Annotated in this window: 15 protein-coding genes; 12 read left to right on the top strand and 3 right to left on the bottom strand. The window is 44.4% G+C overall.

The genetic code is table 11. The features are described from left to right. Positions 1-96 precede the first annotated feature (96 nt). From AB4Z50_RS27790 to AB4Z50_RS27780, 3 genes are all read left to right on the top strand, one after another. Positions 97-1,803 carry a methyl-accepting chemotaxis protein gene (locus AB4Z50_RS27790; protein WP_441884393.1) on the top strand — a complete coding sequence of 569 codons (1,707 nt, stop codon included), beginning with the start codon at positions 97-99 and terminating at the stop codon, positions 1,801-1,803. Positions 1,804-1,946: 143 nt separating this feature from the next. After that, positions 1,947-2,093 (top strand): hypothetical protein, encoded by a 147-nt coding sequence (locus AB4Z50_RS27785; RefSeq protein WP_179089894.1) that lies wholly within the window; start codon positions 1,947-1,949, stop codon positions 2,091-2,093. Positions 2,094-2,165: 72 nt separating this feature from the next. Further along, positions 2,166-2,354 (top strand): hypothetical protein, encoded by a 189-nt coding sequence (locus AB4Z50_RS27780; RefSeq protein WP_076270373.1) that lies wholly within the window; start codon positions 2,166-2,168, stop codon positions 2,352-2,354. Positions 2,355-2,445: 91 nt separating this feature from the next. Here AB4Z50_RS27780 and AB4Z50_RS27775 read toward each other — a convergent pair whose 3' ends face one another. Then, on the bottom strand, positions 2,446-3,438 hold the full coding sequence (locus AB4Z50_RS27775; RefSeq protein ID WP_441884389.1) for a lipoate--protein ligase: 993 nt from the start codon (positions 3,436-3,438) through the stop codon (positions 2,446-2,448). A 160-nt stretch (positions 3,439-3,598) separates the two neighbouring features. Between AB4Z50_RS27775 and AB4Z50_RS27770 the strand changes: the two genes are divergently transcribed. Further along, positions 3,599-4,156: an NUDIX domain-containing protein gene (locus tag AB4Z50_RS27770; RefSeq protein ID WP_441884386.1), complete on the top strand. Its 558-nt coding sequence runs from the start codon at positions 3,599-3,601 to the stop codon at positions 4,154-4,156. Between the two features lie 82 nt (positions 4,157-4,238). Here AB4Z50_RS27770 and AB4Z50_RS27765 read toward each other — a convergent pair whose 3' ends face one another. Both AB4Z50_RS27765 and AB4Z50_RS27760 read right to left on the bottom strand, forming a co-directional pair. Continuing rightward, entirely contained in the window at positions 4,239-5,570 is a 1,332-nt protein-coding gene (locus tag AB4Z50_RS27765; protein WP_076270376.1) for an ArsB/NhaD family transporter, read from the bottom strand. Positions 5,571-5,878: 308 nt separating this feature from the next. Next, a complete protein-coding gene (locus tag AB4Z50_RS27760; RefSeq protein WP_441884460.1) occupies positions 5,879-6,784 on the bottom strand; it encodes a helix-turn-helix domain-containing protein in 906 nt (301 codons plus the stop codon). A 141-nt stretch (positions 6,785-6,925) separates the two neighbouring features. Between AB4Z50_RS27760 and AB4Z50_RS27755 the strand changes: the two genes are divergently transcribed. From AB4Z50_RS27755 to AB4Z50_RS27720, 8 genes are all read left to right on the top strand, one after another. Then, positions 6,926-7,987 (top strand): Gfo/Idh/MocA family protein, encoded by a 1,062-nt coding sequence (locus AB4Z50_RS27755; protein ID WP_441884382.1) that lies wholly within the window; start codon positions 6,926-6,928, stop codon positions 7,985-7,987. After that, positions 7,980-8,711 (top strand): ThuA domain-containing protein, encoded by a 732-nt coding sequence (locus AB4Z50_RS27750; RefSeq protein ID WP_441884379.1) that lies wholly within the window; start codon positions 7,980-7,982, stop codon positions 8,709-8,711. The genes AB4Z50_RS27755 and AB4Z50_RS27750 overlap by 8 nt, the downstream gene beginning before the upstream one ends. 183 nt (positions 8,712-8,894) lie before the next feature. Further along, on the top strand, positions 8,895-10,217 hold the full coding sequence (locus tag AB4Z50_RS27745) for an extracellular solute-binding protein (RefSeq protein ID WP_441884376.1): 1,323 nt from the start codon (positions 8,895-8,897) through the stop codon (positions 10,215-10,217). A gap of 79 nt (positions 10,218-10,296) precedes the next feature. Beyond that, positions 10,297-11,256 carry a carbohydrate ABC transporter permease gene (locus AB4Z50_RS27740; protein WP_339205187.1) on the top strand — a complete coding sequence of 320 codons (960 nt, stop codon included), beginning with the start codon at positions 10,297-10,299 and terminating at the stop codon, positions 11,254-11,256. A 12-nt stretch (positions 11,257-11,268) separates the two neighbouring features. After that, on the top strand, positions 11,269-12,102 hold the full coding sequence (locus tag AB4Z50_RS27735; protein ID WP_076270382.1) for a carbohydrate ABC transporter permease: 834 nt from the start codon (positions 11,269-11,271) through the stop codon (positions 12,100-12,102). 22 nt (positions 12,103-12,124) lie between these two features. Continuing rightward, positions 12,125-13,918: a glycoside hydrolase family 66 protein gene (locus AB4Z50_RS27730; protein ID WP_441884372.1), complete on the top strand. Its 1,794-nt coding sequence runs from the start codon at positions 12,125-12,127 to the stop codon at positions 13,916-13,918. A gap of 217 nt (positions 13,919-14,135) precedes the next feature. Further along, positions 14,136-15,899, top strand: a complete 1,764-nt coding sequence (locus AB4Z50_RS27725) for a cache domain-containing sensor histidine kinase (protein WP_441884369.1) — start codon at positions 14,136-14,138, stop codon at positions 15,897-15,899. A gap of 55 nt (positions 15,900-15,954) precedes the next feature. Beyond that, positions 15,955-17,502 carry a response regulator transcription factor gene (locus AB4Z50_RS27720; protein ID WP_441884366.1) on the top strand — a complete coding sequence of 516 codons (1,548 nt, stop codon included), beginning with the start codon at positions 15,955-15,957 and terminating at the stop codon, positions 17,500-17,502. The last annotated feature ends 33 nt before the right edge of the window (positions 17,503-17,535 follow it).

The following is a 17,535-nucleotide window of genomic DNA, read 5'->3' as shown; positions in this document are numbered from 1 at the left end:
GCAATAGATAAAGGGCTGCCAGCGGCAGCCCTTTTATTTAAAGCTTTTTTATGAAGTACATATTGCCTCACAGAAAACGCAAGGAGGACGGCATAGATGAAATTGAATATTGGGAGCAAACGTAAATTAACGATAGCCAATAAGATTTACGGCAGTTTTTTTGCTGCAATTGTTTTTATTATGCTTCTATTATGCTTTATTTTTTATAATCTCAATAACCTTAATAGATCCTATAATGAGCTTATTAACAATAATGTAGCCGTCCTTATGAATATGGAGTCTATTCAAAGAAATGCCGTTCAGCTCAATAGCAGCTTTAGCGATTACTTATTGAATAAAAATAAAGACATGTTAAAAGAAATGGATGCGGTAAGTGCGGATATTGTTAGTCAAGCAAAGGCAGCACAAGCTTTGATACAAAATGAGGAAGATATTAAAGCGCTTGACGCCCTTCTGGGCTGGAACAATCAATACATGGAACGGATAGCAGCGTTTAACGATGTGGAGCAGTTAAAAGCCACTTCTTATGCCAACACACGGGTTTTCCCTTTGGCCAAGCTAATTCGCACCAATGCGATTAAACTCGCTCAAAAACAAGAGAACGTTATGTCGGAAAAGGTACTGGCAAACGATAGGGAAGTTAATCAGTCAAATAGTTCTATGCTTATCGGAAGTATCCTCCTTATTGCGGTGACGCTGCTGCTTGGTACACTGCTTTCTAGAAATATTTCCATTCCCATTAGACGTTTGTCTGGATTAGCTGTGGCCGTAGCCAGCGGTGATTTGCGCAGCACGCCTCTTCACATTCGAAATAAAGATGAAATCGGTTCATTAGCAGACTCGTTTGATAGTATGAGAAGTGGTTTGCAGGAGATGATAGAGCAGGTCAATCAGGCAGCGAAGCAGCTGGCAGCAAGCTCGGAGGAGATGCGTGAAGGAGCCAAACAAACCTCAGCGGCTACGTATTACATCGTTGAATCAACGCAGCTGGTTGCTGCATCAGCGGAGGAACAGTTGCAAGGTTCAGAAGCAATTTCAGCAGCGATGGAGGACATTGTCGAAGCAATTAGAAGCATAACATCCGCGGTAACTGTGATTTCGGAAACGTCAGAGCAAGCCATTCTTATCGTAGATGGAGGACATTCCTGCATGGAGCTTGCCACCCAAGACATGAGCAGCATTGATCAAATCGTCGATGAAACTGCGAATTCCATGGAAAATGTGAAGGAAAGCGTGCAGCACATCGAGAACATCGTAGCATTAATTGCATCCATTTCGGGCCAGACTCGGCTGCTTGCATTAAATGCAACCATTGAAGCAGCAAGGGCAGGGGAACATGGCTTAGGGTTTGCTGTAGTAGCGGAAGAGGTTAGAAACTTAGCGAAACAATCGGAAGAAGCGTCAAAAAAAGCGTCTAAGCTGCTCGGCACTGTACGCAGCAATACAATGCAGGCTGTTTCTATGATGGATAAAGGGAAAAATGAAGTGAAAAAGGGAAAGCGTTCATTGATCGAGACAAGCAGTCAATTTCAGCTTATCCGCAGTTCAGTGAGTGAGGTAGCGAGCCAAATTCAAGAGATTGCTGCGTCATCCATACAAATATCTACAGGCTCGCAAAACATTGCTGCTTCCACTTCAGCCAGCGCGAAGCAGGCTAATGAATCATCAGCATTGACGCAAAGCGTATCTGCAGCAACCGAAGAGCAGCTTGCGTACATGGAGGAAATAACAGCATCTGCAACAACGCTTCATGCTGCAGCAGGTGATTTGCAAAGCCATGTCTCTAAGTTCAGAATGGTATAACTGGTTGAAAGCCCCGAGCGAACCGCTTGGGGTTTCTTGCTGTCGTCCTTTTTATTTCTGGACACAGCGGCATACGCCCAAACCCAAATCAGCTCCTTGGCATAGGCTGTTATCATCACATGAAATCAAGGAGCTTAATCCGAATGCCAAAAACGACAACAAAACCGGAGATAACCGAATTATCGTCTGATGATCTTGCTATATGGGCTGCAGTTATATTAGTCATTGGCGATTTATTTGGATTGTTTGCCGTCATAAAAGCAAAAGAGGAAAAGGAAGAGCTGCTTTAAACCTTTGACCATGATGATTCAGCTTATCACATAAAAGTATTCTAAAAATTTCAATATAAAGGAGAAAAGTTGATGGCAGATAAAAAAGAGATTAAGTCTGAAGAACTGGCCAAGCTTTCAGCATCGCTTTCAGCCGTTGGTTATGGATTAATCCTGCTTTCGCTTGAGAGGGCAGATCAGGAAAACCTGGAGCGCAAGGGGAAGGAAAATGAGAAGATGTCAGCAGCAGTAAATCGGTTATATCGACGTTTCAATGGATAAAGAGAGCGGGGATGAAGGGTGAACATAATCTCTCCTTCAATGATTACGTAAACAGCCCCTCGCATATCGCAAGGGGCTGTTTGCATGCTGCTTACAAAATTAACTCAAGCCATTGTTCTTTCGTTACCGGACCGAAATAGAAGGGCAGATCAAAATCAGCTGTAAGCTGCTTTAGAGCGGAAGCTTCATAACGAATGCCGATCAGTTTCTGAGCAACTTCATTGCTGTCGCCACGGCCAAAAAAGTCTCCGTAAATAGCAGCGTTCACAATCAATCCTTCTTCAACCTGAAGGCGAACATCAAAGGTGCCAACTCCTTCGATTCGTTTCTTCTGCTGTACATTAAAGGATGGAGAACGGCCATAGTTCCATTCCCAGCTGCGGTAGCGCTCTTCCGCCAGCTTGTGTATATTTTGCCAGTCCTGTTCAGATAACTCGTAGAACGGGATTTCAGCAGATTGCTCAAAGATGGACTGAAGCAGTCTTTGCCTAAACTGCTCTATCGTCATAGGCTCCTTCAAAAACTCTGTAATATTCGCCACGCGGCTGCGGATCGACTTCGTTGACTTCGATACATATTTCTCAGCATTTGCCTTTAGCGCAGATACAACATTTTCGATTTCAGAATTAAACAGCAGCGTTCCATGACTGAACATTTTGCCCTTCGTCGAAAATTGCGCATTGCCGGATATTTTTCGCTCGCCAACCTGTAGATCATTTCGGCCGGTCATTTCGGCGTCTACACCCAGCTCTTGAAGCGCACGTACAACAGGCTCGGTGAACTTCTTGAAATTGTGAAAGGACTTACCGTCATCCTTCATAATGAAGCTGAAATTCAAGTTGCCGAGATCGTGGTAGACGGCTCCCCCTCCAGATAGTCTGCGGACGACGTGTAGCCCACTGCTCTCGACGTAATCTGCATTAACTTCCTCGACGGTATTTTGGTTTTTGCCAATGATGATGGATGGCTCATTTATGTAGAAAAGCAAGTAGTCATCGTTGTCAGGCAATGAACGCAATATATATTCCTCTAATGCCAAATTAAGCGTTGGGTCGGTGATGCCATTATTGCTTACAAAACGCATGATCTTTGTCCTCCTATGCTGTAGCTCATATTGGCATTATACCTGTACGTCCTGTTCCTTATCAAATGAAGGTTCGTACTTAATGGGTACAACCTATGCATAAGCTGAAATAATTCGTATAATCGAATGAGAAAAAAAGCTTGATGCAGAGGTGAAGCAAATGGAAGCGAAATTTTGTATGTCATGCGGTCATGAGCTCGAAACCCGTGACGTTGACGGTACGATGAGGCGAGCTTGTACAAGCTGCAGCTTCGTTCATTGGGGAAATTATAGCATTGGTGTCGGAGCACTGGTCGTAAAGGATGAGAAAATTTTGCTCGTTCGCCGAGCACAAGAGCCTGGAAAAGGTAAATGGACGAATCCGGGCGGTTATATTGAGCAGCTGGAAGCCATTCAAGACACGATTGAGCGAGAGGTTATGGAAGAGTGCGGCGTGCAAGCAATCGTAAAAAACGTTGTAGCACTGCGTGATCAGCCGAGAAATATACATAATCTGTACGTCGCATTTGAGATGGAATATGTGAGCGGAGAGCCTACCCCGGATTTTGTGGAGGTTGACGCTGCCGGTTTCTTCACCTTGCAGGAGCTGGAAGCAATGGATGTTGCCAGTTTTACACAGTGGCTGGTTGATGTTGCTTTCCATGGACAATCACAAGGACTCAAGATAGATATGTCGCCTGTCGTGCCTTTGAACGGTTATGGATTATTTCGAGTATAAAATACAGCTATTAACCAGATGAAATGTTTATCCTGTTATTTATAGTAGAGACCTTCCTTGCAGAAGGTCTCTTTTTTGCGAATTAGAACACCCAGTATACCCAATACGATAATAGAATTAACGTGAATACAACGGTAATCGGAATGACGATTGAAGTTACCTTCAAATATTGGACCCAGCTAATTGGAACCCCACCTTTACGTACGATATGCATCCACATAAGCGTTGCCAGTGTGCCAATTGGCAATAGGAGCGAACCGATGTCACTGCCGATGACACTAGCGAGATAAGCAATTTTCAACGTCAGAGGATCAAGCCCCATATTCATTAGTGTAATCGTACCGACCATAAGTGCGGGATGGTTGTTGAATAAATTGGAGAGTACGCTTAAAAGTCCGCCCATGAGGACGCTGGCGTGAAGCAGGCTTCCTGAGATGAGAGGCTGCATAAGATGAATAAGCCAATCCGTTAAACCGATGTTGTTAAGGCCATAAATGATCACATACATGCTGAAAGCGAATATGAGTATATACCAAGGTGTTTTTTTGAGCATGTCCGCCGGTGAAATTTTTAAGTGGTACCAACGCCAGCCTAGCAGAAGAGCAGATCCGATAACAGCCATTGCAGCGACGGGGAAGTGGATGTAGGAAGCGACAAAGAGGCTGATACGAACACAGAATACAAAAATAAGAATATTGCGCATGAAGCGGTTGCGGTTCTCTTTAGGCAAGGTTTCCTTTAACGGATGGCTGCCGGGCATAAGATTCCACCTGGAAGCGGGAGGAAGTGTTTTTGGAAGTGTGCGATAGAAGACGGCAAACAGCAGGAGCGACAAGAGGACAAGTCCAAGCGAAGCGGGTACGAACATCATGGCGGTATGCATGTAGAGATCCATATGAACGATTTTTAACGCAATTAAATTGACGATATTGCTTACGCCGATAGGGGCACTAGATGCCGTTGCGATTAATGCGCCAGATAAGAGATAAGGTATTTTTTGATGTTTTTTTAGTCCCATATTTTGCAGCAAGAGCAGTAATATGGGCGTTGTAATTAAGATGCTTCCGTCGTTGTTTACAAAAAGCGTCATGAGAAAGCAAAATAAGTTTGTTAGCCAAAACAAACGAATGCCGGAGCCGCGTGCTTTTTTGGTGAGCAGCTCGGCTGCCCAGTAGAAAAAACCGAAGCTTTCTAAAACAATGGCCATAACGATAGTAGCAATAATGGTGACCGCAGCCCCGCTTATCGTTTCGGTTATTTGACCGAGATCGGAAAGCGAGACGCTTCCGCTAAGAAGAACGACTGCAGCTCCGATTGTTGCGGGTATCGCTTCATTGACCTGCGGTCGCCAGAAGATGAAGCTGATTGTTAGAAGGAACGCGGAAATGGTCATAATGATCATTAAGTCATGCATGCTTTAACCTCTTTTCAGTTTTGAACCCTTTTTTTGCTTTATTGTGCAGCACTCCTTTTCTAGATAGAACCTTAGGCTACTTGGAAAACTAGCATTCTAGCAAAGCTAGAGATCCTCCTTTCTCTTATTTATTTTGTATCTATGTAGTGTAAGTATACGTACATGATAGAGTGTTCGTACTGGTCAATATCCCTATCTCTATCAAAATCTGCTAGTATCAATTGAAGATATTTGCCCCATAATGATAGATAGCTTCTATGGATTAAAGCCCAAAAAAACCCTCCTAACGATGGTCGTTTGGAGGGTTTTTAGTCGCTCTTCCATACTTGCTTAAAATATTGAGTAGGAGAGAGGCCGACATATTTTTTGAATACTTTGCTGAAATGATAGGGATCGTTGATCCCGACTAGATAACCGATTTCTCCTATGCTGAGCGGCGTCGTTTCAATCAATTGTTTCGCTTGGTTTACTCGAACCGCGTTGATGTACCGAATGATCGATTGGCCGGTAACGAGCTTAAAGGCACGGTTTAAATAATCATAGTTGCCTTCAAATGCAAGCTCAATGTCTTTGCCGGTTATTTTGCTCTGATAGTTTTGATGGATATAATCGAGCAGCGCGTTAACCTTAACAACCGACTTCGAATGAATTCGGTCGTTGCGCTTCAGCTCATCCATAAAATATTCACGTGAGAGCTCAACGAGCCATTGCATAAATTGAAAAGCAGTTAGGCTTCTATTGTAATACCTGCGCATATAGAGCTTCTGCATTTCATTTAATGCATGCAGGATGAGATTAAATCTGGTTTTATCAGAAATCGTATGGTATTTGGGGAAGTAGCAGTGATTTGGATGGATTCCATTAACGGTAGGCTTATGCTCAATAAACGGAGACTGGTCATGCTCAACAATAAAGTAATTGGCTAAAGCCAGCATATCATCCCTATACACAGCTTTAATATCTGAATGCTCAAAGTGAATGTAATAGTAATCGCAAACATGCTTTGCAGTTCCTTCATGATTCAAATTGGGCTCAAGAATAAGCAAGTCACCTTTACGCAGAACATAATGATTTTTCTCCTCTTTAATATGGAGTTCTCCACTTCTGATGAAATAGAGCACATACTCATTTATATTTCGTTTGAAATGAATCCACGGGCTTCTGTAAGCAATAAACCCCATAATTTTTATGCGAGGCACTAAATCCATGTTCATGGACAGCAATAGTTATGACCTCCTTCACTCCGTAAAAGTCGCTTTTGTACAAAAAGAGTCTAGATCGGACATTCCCGTTCATTCTAACACAAACTATACTGGGTTTGTAATTGAAGCCACTATAAGGACGGGATGAAGCATATGAAGAAGCTGAAAATAGGCGTTATTGGGCTTGGCGGCATTGCTAACTTTCATATTGAAGGCATCTTGGCAAGTGAACATGCTGAAATATGGTCGATATGTGATTGTAATGAGGAAGCGCTTTTGGCCAAAGGCAATGAACTGGGTATTCCGCTTGAGCGGCAGTATGTAAATCATTTGGATATGTTAAAGCAATCAGAGCTGGACGCTGTGACCATAGGCACACCAAACAGCAATCATTTTCAGATCGCGTATGACGCCATTATTCATCGCAAGCCATTTGCGCTTGAGAAGCCAATTGCCCTTGATGCGAGGGAAGCAGCGATTCTTAGACAGGAATTAGCGAATCATCCCATCCCTCATATGGTGTGTTTCACGTATCGTTATAAATCCGCGGTTCGATATGCGAAGCAGCTGCTTGAGCAAGGCACGCTTGGCAAGATCAATCACGTATACAGCCAGTATTTGCAAAGCTGGGGTATTAATGAGGAAATTCCACTGCTCTGGCGATTCCGCAAGGATCTGTCAGGATCGGGTGCGCTCGGTGATTTAGGTTCTCATATTCTCGATCTTAAGCGCTTCCTTATCGGAGAAACCGTGAAGGTTATCGCAGATGCAGGAACGATTGTAAAAGAGCGGGACAACCTAAATGGAGAGGGCAAAGGCGAGGTGGATGTTGATGATTTTTGCCATGTGCTTGCCCGTTTCGAAGATGGCGGCTCCTCTACGATGAACATATCTCGTTTCGCTTTTGGCCGCGGCAATTACCAACGGATCGAGATTTACGGTACGCAAGGAGCGCTCATCTACAACCTTGAAGAAGAGGATAGCCTTGAAATCAAGCTTGGAGAGGATAAGCAATTCCGTAAAATCGATATTCCAAATTCGTTCGCAGCAAATCAAATGCAGTCCTTCTTTAATTTGCTGAACGGCAAGCAAGATGGTCTCGACGCAACAATTGAGGATGGTTATATCAATCAGCTGACTCTGGATTCTATTCTCCTATCCACTCAGGAAGAGCGCTGGATTACGATAACACAGGAGGCTTCTAACAATGGCTAATATAAAGGTAACTGTCTGGAATGAATATCGGCATGAGAAACAAAATGAACAGGTAGCAAGCATCTATCCCGAAGGGATTCATAACGCAATTGGCGGCTACTTGAAAACAGTGGATGGCTTTGAAGTAAAGACAGCGGTTCTCGATGAGCCTGAACATGGGCTAAGCGATGATGTGCTGTATCATACGGATGTGCTCATCTGGTGGGGACATCTCGCTCATGCTGAGGTGCGGGATGATATTGTCGAGAAGGTGCGCGCACGCGTCATGGAGGGCATGGGGTTAATCGTTCTTCATTCTGGCCATGGCTCCAAAATATTTGAGCGTTTGTTAGGCACTAAAACAGGAGATCTCAAATGGCGCGACGATGGCGAGAAAGAGCGGGTTTGGGTTATCGAGCACGGCCATCCGATTGCGGACGGCTTAAATGATTATATTGAAATTCCGAAGGAAGAAATGTACGGGGAGCGCTTTGACATACCCGCGCCAGATGAGCTCGTATTTATTTCCTGGTTCGAGGGGGGAGAGGTATTTCGAAGCGGCTGCTGCTACCGAAGAGGAAAAGGCAAGTTGTTTTATTTCCGGCCTGGACATGAAACATTCCCGATCTACCATCATCCAGATGTGCTGAGAGTCATTGCGAATGGCGTACGATGGAGGGCTCCTGTTCAAGGCGCAAGCATATCGCTAGGACGTGTTGCTCCGCTCGAGCCAATTGGAAATTAAATGGTGAAGGTGTCTTATCTTTCTGTTTAGACAGAAAGATAAGACACCTTTTTTATTTTTCCAAAAAAGAGGCATTTAAAACGGAGTGAAATACGACACCTTTTCCGCAATGAAAACGGTTTCTAACGAAGAATGATCTAAGCATAATGAAGGAGAAGCATAAATAAGAGGAGGGTCAATCCTATGAAATGGTACAAAACAATTTCGTACGGGGTACTAGCGGCGGTAATGGCTTTTACGATTACGGCGTGTGGAAACGGAAATAACGCACCTGCCAATAGCGGAGGAAATGCTCCGAAAAATGAAAGCGGTAACGCTCCGGCAGCGGGTGGCAAAAAAGTTACTATTGAATACTGGCATACCTATAGCGATCAAGAAGAGAAGGTGCTCACGGAAAATATTAAGCCGCTCTTTGAGAAAGAAAACCCAGGTATCGAGCTCAAGCTGACAAGAATGCCATACGAGGGCTTGAAAGAGCAGGTTATTGCCGGAGTAGCGGGCGATGCAGCACCTGACCTCATGCGAATGGATATTATTTGGGTTCCTGAATTTGCCAAGATGGGAGCGCTGCAAGATATAAGCAAGAACGAGGGTTTCGATGCATTAAAAGCAAATACGTTCGAAGCGCCTATGGAAACGAATGCATATAACGGCGGCTACTATGGCGTTCCAGTAAACACGAATACAAAAATTGCTATCTACAACAAATCGGTTTTGGATGAAATCGGCATAAAAGAAGCTCCTGCGACAATGGATGAGTTCGTTGCAGCAGCCAAGCTTGCGGTCGCAAAAGGCAAACCGGGCGGTATTGGCATCGGCGGAGCGAACGTATGGGCAGCATCGCCTTACTTCTGGAGCCTTGGCGGTTCATTGACGAACGAGGACTATACAAAGGTTGAAGGCTACTTGAACAGCCCGGAGAGCGTAAAAGCGCTCGAAACGATTGTACAGTGGAATAAAGACGGACTCGTAACGCCTACGATTCTTGGCGGCGAGCCAGGCGCATGGGACGGTATGAAAAACAATGATTATATGATGATTGATGACGGCCCTTGGTTTTACAGCATTCTGATGAACGAAGCAGAATCGAAATTCAAACCGCTGGAGCAAACGGTTCGCGGCTTGATTCCTACTGGTGCAGGCGGCAGCCGATCTGTTGTAGGCGGCGAGGATCTTGTTATCTTTGCAAACTCGAAGCATCCGCAAGAGGCGTGGACATTTGCAAAATGGATGCTTGGCGACGAGCCGCAAAAGATCATGAGCAAGCTTGGTCTTATCCCTACAAACAAAACGGCAGCAAACGATCCGGCATTTCTTGAGCAGCCATTCGTTACAGAATACGTGAAGCAGCTTGAAACTGCACTGCCGCGCACACCGATTCCACAATACGGCGAAATGGAAGGAATCGTTAATCTTGCTTTTGAGAAAGCGGTCCGTGGAGAGCTTAAACCAAAAGAAGCGCTCGATGAGGCAGCGAAAAACATTGAAGCTATTTTGAAGAAATAAGTGAAATGCTAGAGCCTTCATCTACTGCAAAGGTAGATGAAGGCTCTAGTGAGATGAAGGATAGGGAAGGAGCATCAATATGTCTATACCAGTGACGGGGCAGCCGAAGCAAGAGCAGCGAATTCCGGCAGGCGTAAAGTTGAAAAAGGGCATTCAGCAGTGGATAAAGGTTATGCCTTATATCTTTCTTGGTGTTTTAGGAACGGCCGTATTCGTTATTTATCCGATGATTAAAAACATAATTATAAGCTTCCAGGAATACAGCATTATGCCTAATGCAGAAAATCCATTCATTGGCTTTGCAAACTACGTATCCGCATTTACGGATCCGAACAATAAAGTGTTAATGGCAATCCGAAATACGTTTCTGAACGTCGCGGTAACGGTACCCATTAACTGGTTTCTTGCCATCGTGTTTGCGGTCTTAATTAATATCCACTTCGTTAGGCATAAGATTGTGTTCCGTACGATTTATTATTTGCCCATCATCACGTCTTGGATCGTGGTCGCCTTCTTGTTCCGCTTCTTGTTCGCTGGCGGTGAATATGGCTTGATCAACTATATCTTTTATAAGCAGCTTGGCATATTCCATGAACCGATTAATTTTTTATCAAATTATTGGACGGCTATGATTGTCATCTGGTTGTTTCATATTTGGAAAACGGTTGGTTGGGGCGTAGTCATTTATTTGGCGGCCTTGCAGGGCATTTCGAAGGAGTATTATGAAGCGGCGCAAATTGATGGCGCTAACGGAACGAAGCAGTTCTGGAGCATTACGGTTCCGATGTTAGGTCCTGTCACCGCATTCGTTCTTATTAACCTAATTAACGGAGCATTCAACTTCTTTCCACAAGTGTACTTTATTACGCGCGGTGGTCCGATGGATCAGACACAGACGCTGCCAAGCCTTATGTACATGCAAGCATTTAAGAACTTTAACTTTGGTTATGCATCTGCGGTAGCCGTCATGATGGGGATTGCAGTGTTTTTACTCACCTATTCTCAGATGAAAAAATTCGGCAATCAGCGTTTTTTGTAGGAGGGAGAAGAAATGAAAACTAAATGGCATATTCAGCTACTAGTTTACAGCATTATCGTGCTTGGAGCGTTGGCTTTTCTATTTCCCTTCGTATATATGATTATGACGAGCTTCATTAAAGGGGCATACTCGCTGCCGCGGCCTAAGGAAGTATTCTCCGTCATCCCAAACCTATATAACTACCAGCTAGTATGGAGCAAAAATAATTTTGCAAGGTATTTCCTGAACAGCTCGCTCGTTACCATCGTGTCTATGACAGGAAGTTTGTTTCTCGGCTGTTTAACCGCCTACGGGTTTGCGAGATTTACGTTTCCGGGCAAAGAGTTTCTATTCCGAATGTTTCTTCTGACCATGATGATTCCCGGAGTGATCAACATTATTCCACAGTTTCTAATTATCAAATCATTTGGTTTGGTTAACACCTACTGGGGGCTATGGTTAATTTATATCGGCGGCGGTGTTGTTGGCAGCACGTTCTTCTTGCGCGGATTCTTTCAAAGCATTCCGAAGGAGTACGAGGAGTCCGTGTTGATCGATGGCGGTGGCAGCTGGCGCATTTTCTGGAATATTTACCTGCCTCAGTCGATGCCGGCGATTGCGACGCTTGCAGTTCTTTCCTTTCAAGGCACATGGGAGGAGTATTTCACGGCTCTAGTCATTATTAAGGATGAGGCGCTTCGGACGCTGCCAATTGCACTGCTGATGTTCAACGATAAATATGCGACAAACTATTCATGGGTATTTGCTGCTTCCATTATAGCGCTCATTCCGACGATAATCCTTTATATTATTTTCCAAAAAAGATTCGTACAGGGTGGATTTAACGAAGGCGGAGTGAAGGGTTAAATCTAAAAACAGGAGCTATCAAATGAAACGTAAAAGAAATCGAAATAGAATAAGTTCATCAGTCATTGTTGTCATTACCTCTTTTATGATCCTTGCTTCCGGCTGCAGCGAGCAGAAGGAAATAAAGGCGGAGCTTGTGAATAGCCAAGGTATAATAAGTCGCTTGTCGACCGACAAATCGGCTTATCGTCCCGGCGACAACGTTCATTTTACGTTGGATTTGGCTAAAACGGAGTCAAAAGCGAAGGTGATTGTCCAGTATCGCCATCTAGGGGAGAAGATCGCTGAGCAAGAAGTCAAGGTGGACGGCAATTCATTGGAATGGGATTGGACGCCTCCAAAGGAGGATGGCCGAGGTTATATGGCTGAGGTTTTCTTTGCAACGAAGGAAGAAGTGAAGGATCATCAGAACATCGCAGTTGACGTGTCCACAGACTGGAGCAAGTTTCCTCGTTACGGTTATTTAGCGGACTTCCACAGCATGAATGGGGAAGAGATGGCAACAGTAATCGAACGTCTGAATCGGTTCCATATTAACGGCATTCAATTTTATGATTGGCAGTATAAACATCATCAGCCTCTGAAGCTGGAAGGCAATCAACCAGCGCCGGAATGGCCGGATATTGCAAACAGGCCTGTCTCCTTGGATACAATTAAAGGCTATATTGACCTTGCGCACAGCAAAAACATGAAGGCGATGAACTACAATTTATTGTTCGGGGCATATGAGGGGGCAGAGGAGGACGGTGTCAAAAAAGCGTGGGCGCTGTACAAAGATCCTTCGCAAGCGAATCAGGATAAGCATCCATTGCCAGACAGCTGGGCCAGTGACATTATGCTCTATGACCCAAACAACGTGGAGTGGCAAAACTATCTGATCGACAAAGAAATTGAAGTATTTAACCAATTGAAATTCGACGGCTGGCATGTTGATCAATTAGGCGATCGCGGAGCGCTTTGGAATGCCAAAGGAGAAAGTGTAAAGCTGGCGCCGGGCTATGTATCATTTCTGAAAGCAGCTAAGGAGAAGCTGGATGTCGACTATGTGATGAACGCTGTCGGACAGTATGGGCAAGCCTTTATGGCTCCTCAGGCTCCTCTCTCATTCCTATATACCGAAGTATGGGACGGGCATCCGAAGTATGGCAACCTGAAGGGGATTATCGATCAAAACAACCAGTTTAGCAAAAATAAGCTAAACACGGTGCTTGCCGCTTATATGAACTATGATTTGGCAAACGCGAGCGGGGAATTTAATACGCCAGGCGTTCTGCTTACAGATGCAGTCATCTTCGCATCCGGCGGATCCCATCTGGAGCTTGGGGAAAATATGCTGGCCAAAGAGTATTTCCCTAATCGAAATCTCTCCATTCCAGCTGAACTGGAAGAGCAGCTTATTCGCTATTACGATTTCCTTGTCGCTTATCAGAACATTTTGCGAGATGGAGTAGAGGAATCTGAACTAATCGTATCAAGTACAGGGGACACAAGTGTTTCCGCTGCTCCAGAGCAAGGAAAAATATGGTCCTTTGCGAAGCAGAAAAGCGGAAGCGACATCGTTCACTTCATTAACTTCACTGATGCTAAAACCATGGAGTGGAATGACAGCAAGGGCGAGCAAGCTGTGCCTATTGAGCGTAAAGAAATAGACATTTCCATTGAGACAGAGCGTGAAGTTGCAAGTATCCTATTCGCCTCACCAGACTATTATCAAGGATCACCTATTAAGCTGAGCTTCAAGCAGCAAGAAGGCAAGGTTACACTTAAGCTTCCAGTCCTGAAATACTGGGATCTACTAACCATTAATTACAAGTAAGGTTGCGATAGCATGCAGAACCAAGCGATACGAAAGATAGTTTTCGTGCGCTTGGTTTTGTACACTGCAATGAAAGCGTTTGCTGATATGAACGTAATGCATGAGAATGAATGGAGCGAAGCCAGCATGGCTGCGCTCCTCTTCTATAAAACCTTCTATTTTAATCGTGTTGATTTAGGTAAACTAGGAGTATCTTCTTTAACAAGGTGGGCAGCTTATGGCGCGCTTCGAGAAAATAACGAACCGATTTGCTTCAAAAATGATTTTAGCGTTTTTACTCATTATTTTGATTCCGACCACTTTATCGGGTTTCTCTTTCTATTTGGAATCTTCCGCGCTTGTAAAACGAAATGTTAGAGCATCTACCGTTCAGGTTACCAAGCAAACCGCAGATGCCTTGTCTTCTATTTTCAACGCGGGAAGCGATACATCCGATTTAATATACAGTGATTTGAAGGTGCAAAAATCAGCGATGCAATATACCTCGAGTCCGCTTAGCGAGCAGATCGAGATGACGCAATCATTAAATACGCTGCTTAATAACGTCGTGTATTCAAGCTCATTCGTAAGAATTGTTTATATCATTAAAAGTGGGGGCATCGGCTGGGGGAGCGGCACATTTTCTACACCCAAACTGCGAAAGGTTGACTTGAATCATCAAGAGTGGGTAGCGGAGTCGAAAAAGCAGGATGGCGGGTTCGTATGGCAGCCGATGCGAAAGGATCCTTTTAGCGGTGGTGGGGAAAATACTGATCTTGTTCTCCCGATCAGCCGTGCGTTAAAAGACTTTGAATCGCTTCAGCAAATCGGTCTGCTGGTCGTTAATTTAAATGGCAAGGCCATCATTAATACGATTAAGCAAGTGAAGCTGGGGGAAACCGGACGTTATATGGTCGTTAACGCACAAGGTGAAATTATGATCGATGCGGATCTTTCACGAATTGGTCAGATGGTGGAGGATGCTAAACTGCATGAGTTGATCGTACATAATGATGCAGTTGAATTCGAGTACGCTAATAAGGGCGTCCATTATTATGGCGTAAAGCAGCTGCTAAGCAATGGTTGGCTGCTGGTTGGCACAGTTCCTACGCTTGAAATAACGGGGGCGCTGGATAAGCTACATACACGTATTTTAATAACCTCAGCATGCTTCGCTTTGCTTGCGGTGCTCGTTGGTCTTCTCATCGCGAAGAAGGTTACGAATCCAATCAAGCAATTAACGCTAGAGATGAGGAGAGTTCAGCAGGGAGATCTATCTGTTCGAACAGCGTTAACGTCTACAGACGAGATTGGGCTCATGAGTAGGCATTTTAATAAAATGCTGGATGAAATTGAACAGCTGATGCTACGAGTGGAGCAGGAGCAAAACGAGAAGCTTGAGGCCGAGGTGCGTGCGGTCACTTACCGGATTCATCCGCATTTTCTCTACAATACGCTTAGTACGCTCAGATGGCTGATTCGAGCAGGAGAGATGGAGCGAGCCGAACAAGGGCTAGCGGCTCTAACTAGACTGCTTCAAGCGAATATGGGCAAGAACGGGCAAATGATTACACTTGCGGAAGAGCTGGAGATCATTCAGAAATATATCGTTATTTTAGAAATGCGGTATGAGCAAAAATATGCTTTGGCTATAGAGGTACAGCCTGGGGCGGATCAAGTGAAAATTCCAAGGATGCTGCTTCAGCCGCTCGTTGAGAATGCGATCTTCCACGGCTTCGTGCCGCTTAATCGCGGAGGAGATATTACGATTAAGGTGACAGAGCAGCAGGGAGAGCTGCGGATTGTGATCCATGATGATGGCTCAGGAATATCAGAAGAGAAGTTGAAACAATTGAATGCAAAGGAAGGTATGACGAAAGCAGGCATAGGAATGAAGCATGTTTATGATTCCTTAAGGCTTTATTATGGCGCAGGCTCGGGCATATCTGTTACGAGTGATATTGGACTCGGTACTCATATTCATATCGTCATCCGTTTATAAAGCTAAAGCTTCCGAGTTCAGATATTGCTGCCTACAACTTCGAGGAGGAAATGACGTGAACGATTATGTTTTGATTGTGGACGACGAGCCGATTATTCGAAACGGGCTTAAAAACTTCATAAATTGGGATGAGCAAGGGCTGACCTTAGTAGGAGATTGTGCAAATGGCCTTGAAGCATTTGAACGGCTTCGATCTCAGCCTATTGATATTTTGATAACGGATATTAAGATGCCAGTTATGGATGGCCTGGAGCTAACGCGAAAGGCGCTGGAGGTTAATCCGCTAACCAAGGTTATCCTAATTAGCAGCTACAATGAATTCGAATATGTGCGTGAGGGGATGAAGCAGGGTGCTGTCGATTACTTGCTTAAGCCGTCACTGGAAGCGGGGGAACTCATTGCTGTACTCGTGCGATGTAAAGAAATGCTGCAGCAAAACCGCAGACAAGTCGTGCAAAATCAACAGTTCGATGAGCAATTGGTTTTCCTTGCGAGAAGACGTTCTGAGCAGGAAATCATACGCTTGCTCGCAACCAACGAGTCTGAATCTAAATTAGTTGATCTTTTTGATCAGCCAAATGATCGCTACGTTTGTGCTTTTGTTGTATCGGATGGTCTAAACGAGTGGCGGGAACGATACGGGGATTTGCATATTAGCATCATGTATGAGGATATGCAGGCTTTATTTTATGAGCAATTCCAGTATGGCAGTGCGCCGATTTTGACGGGAGAAGGTCTCTTTATGATCTTACCTCTTGTGGAGAATGCAGAAGGTGAGCTTGAGCGCTTCAAGAACCGGGTTGCTGCTGAACTATCGACCTCAATTTCTATTGGTTACAGTGTGGAGCAGGAAACAGAGCGGGTGGAAACAGGACTCAGAAAAAGCCGAGCTGCAGGGGAACGAAGATTTTTTGAAGGTACGGGCAAACTCTTTGCCTATGAACAAATACCGGATGAGAGCGAAGCGGGGTCTAATTATGAGGGAATGAACATGCAGGTTATGGTTGAGCAATTTCGCACCGAGGACCATACAAAAACAGTCATCGATCGCTTCGTTTCAAGCTGGACGAAGGGTGCTCAAACACCGGAGCACGTAAGAAAAGAAGCATATGAACTGCTCTCTGCCTATGCTTTTGTGAACGGAGGCTCAAAAACGCTATCAGATTTCCGAGAACATATTTGGCGCTGTGAGACGGTTGTTCAGCTCGAATCGACTATCCGTCAATTGTTTGAGGAAATGGAACATCCCAATCAGCTGAGGTTGGTTGATAAAGGCCATAGCGGACAGTTAATCACTAAAGCCATCGCCTACATTAAGCTCCATTACCGAGAAGACTTAACACTGCAACAAGTAGCGGATAACATACATGTAAGCAAAAGCTATTTTTCGAATTTGTTCAAAAAACAGGCAGGTCAAAATTTCATCGATTATTTAATCGATTTGAGGCTGCACGAAGCAAAACGGATGCTGGTTAAAAACGAGTACAAGATTTATGAGATAGCTGAAAAATCCGGTTTTAACGATGTGAAATATTTTAGCAAGCTGTTTAAAAAGATGACTCAGATGACACCTGTAGAGTATCGAGATAAGCATCAACAATAGTTGATGGAGGAGATTGCCATGCTTATAAATAGG

The organism is Paenibacillus sp. 2TAB26 (assembly GCF_052115145.1).
GTDB lineage: Bacteria > Bacillota > Bacilli > Paenibacillales > Paenibacillaceae > Pristimantibacillus.
Note: the sequence above shows the minus strand (reverse complement) of the source record. Positions and strands in the feature narration are given on the sequence as shown.

Bases quoted from the DNA above. Each gene is read 5' to 3' on its own strand.
- AB4Z50_RS27790 (WP_441884393.1), top strand. From the start codon at position 97: ATGAAATTGAATATTGGGAGCAAACGTAAATTAACGATAGCCAATAAG.
- AB4Z50_RS27785 (WP_179089894.1), top strand. From the start codon at position 1,947: ATGCCAAAAACGACAACAAAACCGGAGATAACCGAATTATCGTCTGAT.
- AB4Z50_RS27780 (WP_076270373.1), top strand. From the start codon at position 2,166: ATGGCAGATAAAAAAGAGATTAAGTCTGAAGAACTGGCCAAGCTTTCA.
- AB4Z50_RS27775 (WP_441884389.1), bottom strand. From the start codon at position 3,438: ATGCGTTTTGTAAGCAATAATGGCATCACCGACCCAACGCTTAATTTG.
- AB4Z50_RS27770 (WP_441884386.1), top strand. From the start codon at position 3,599: ATGGAAGCGAAATTTTGTATGTCATGCGGTCATGAGCTCGAAACCCGT.
- AB4Z50_RS27765 (WP_076270376.1), bottom strand. From the start codon at position 5,570: ATGCATGACTTAATGATCATTATGACCATTTCCGCGTTCCTTCTAACA.
- AB4Z50_RS27760 (WP_441884460.1), bottom strand. From the start codon at position 6,784: ATGAACATGGATTTAGTGCCTCGCATAAAAATTATGGGGTTTATTGCT.
- AB4Z50_RS27755 (WP_441884382.1), top strand. From the start codon at position 6,926: ATGAAGAAGCTGAAAATAGGCGTTATTGGGCTTGGCGGCATTGCTAAC.
- AB4Z50_RS27750 (WP_441884379.1), top strand. From the start codon at position 7,980: ATGGCTAATATAAAGGTAACTGTCTGGAATGAATATCGGCATGAGAAA.
- AB4Z50_RS27745 (WP_441884376.1), top strand. From the start codon at position 8,895: ATGAAATGGTACAAAACAATTTCGTACGGGGTACTAGCGGCGGTAATG.
- AB4Z50_RS27740 (WP_339205187.1), top strand. From the start codon at position 10,297: ATGTCTATACCAGTGACGGGGCAGCCGAAGCAAGAGCAGCGAATTCCG.
- AB4Z50_RS27735 (WP_076270382.1), top strand. From the start codon at position 11,269: ATGAAAACTAAATGGCATATTCAGCTACTAGTTTACAGCATTATCGTG.
- AB4Z50_RS27730 (WP_441884372.1), top strand. From the start codon at position 12,125: ATGAAACGTAAAAGAAATCGAAATAGAATAAGTTCATCAGTCATTGTT.
- AB4Z50_RS27725 (WP_441884369.1), top strand. From the start codon at position 14,136: ATGGCGCGCTTCGAGAAAATAACGAACCGATTTGCTTCAAAAATGATT.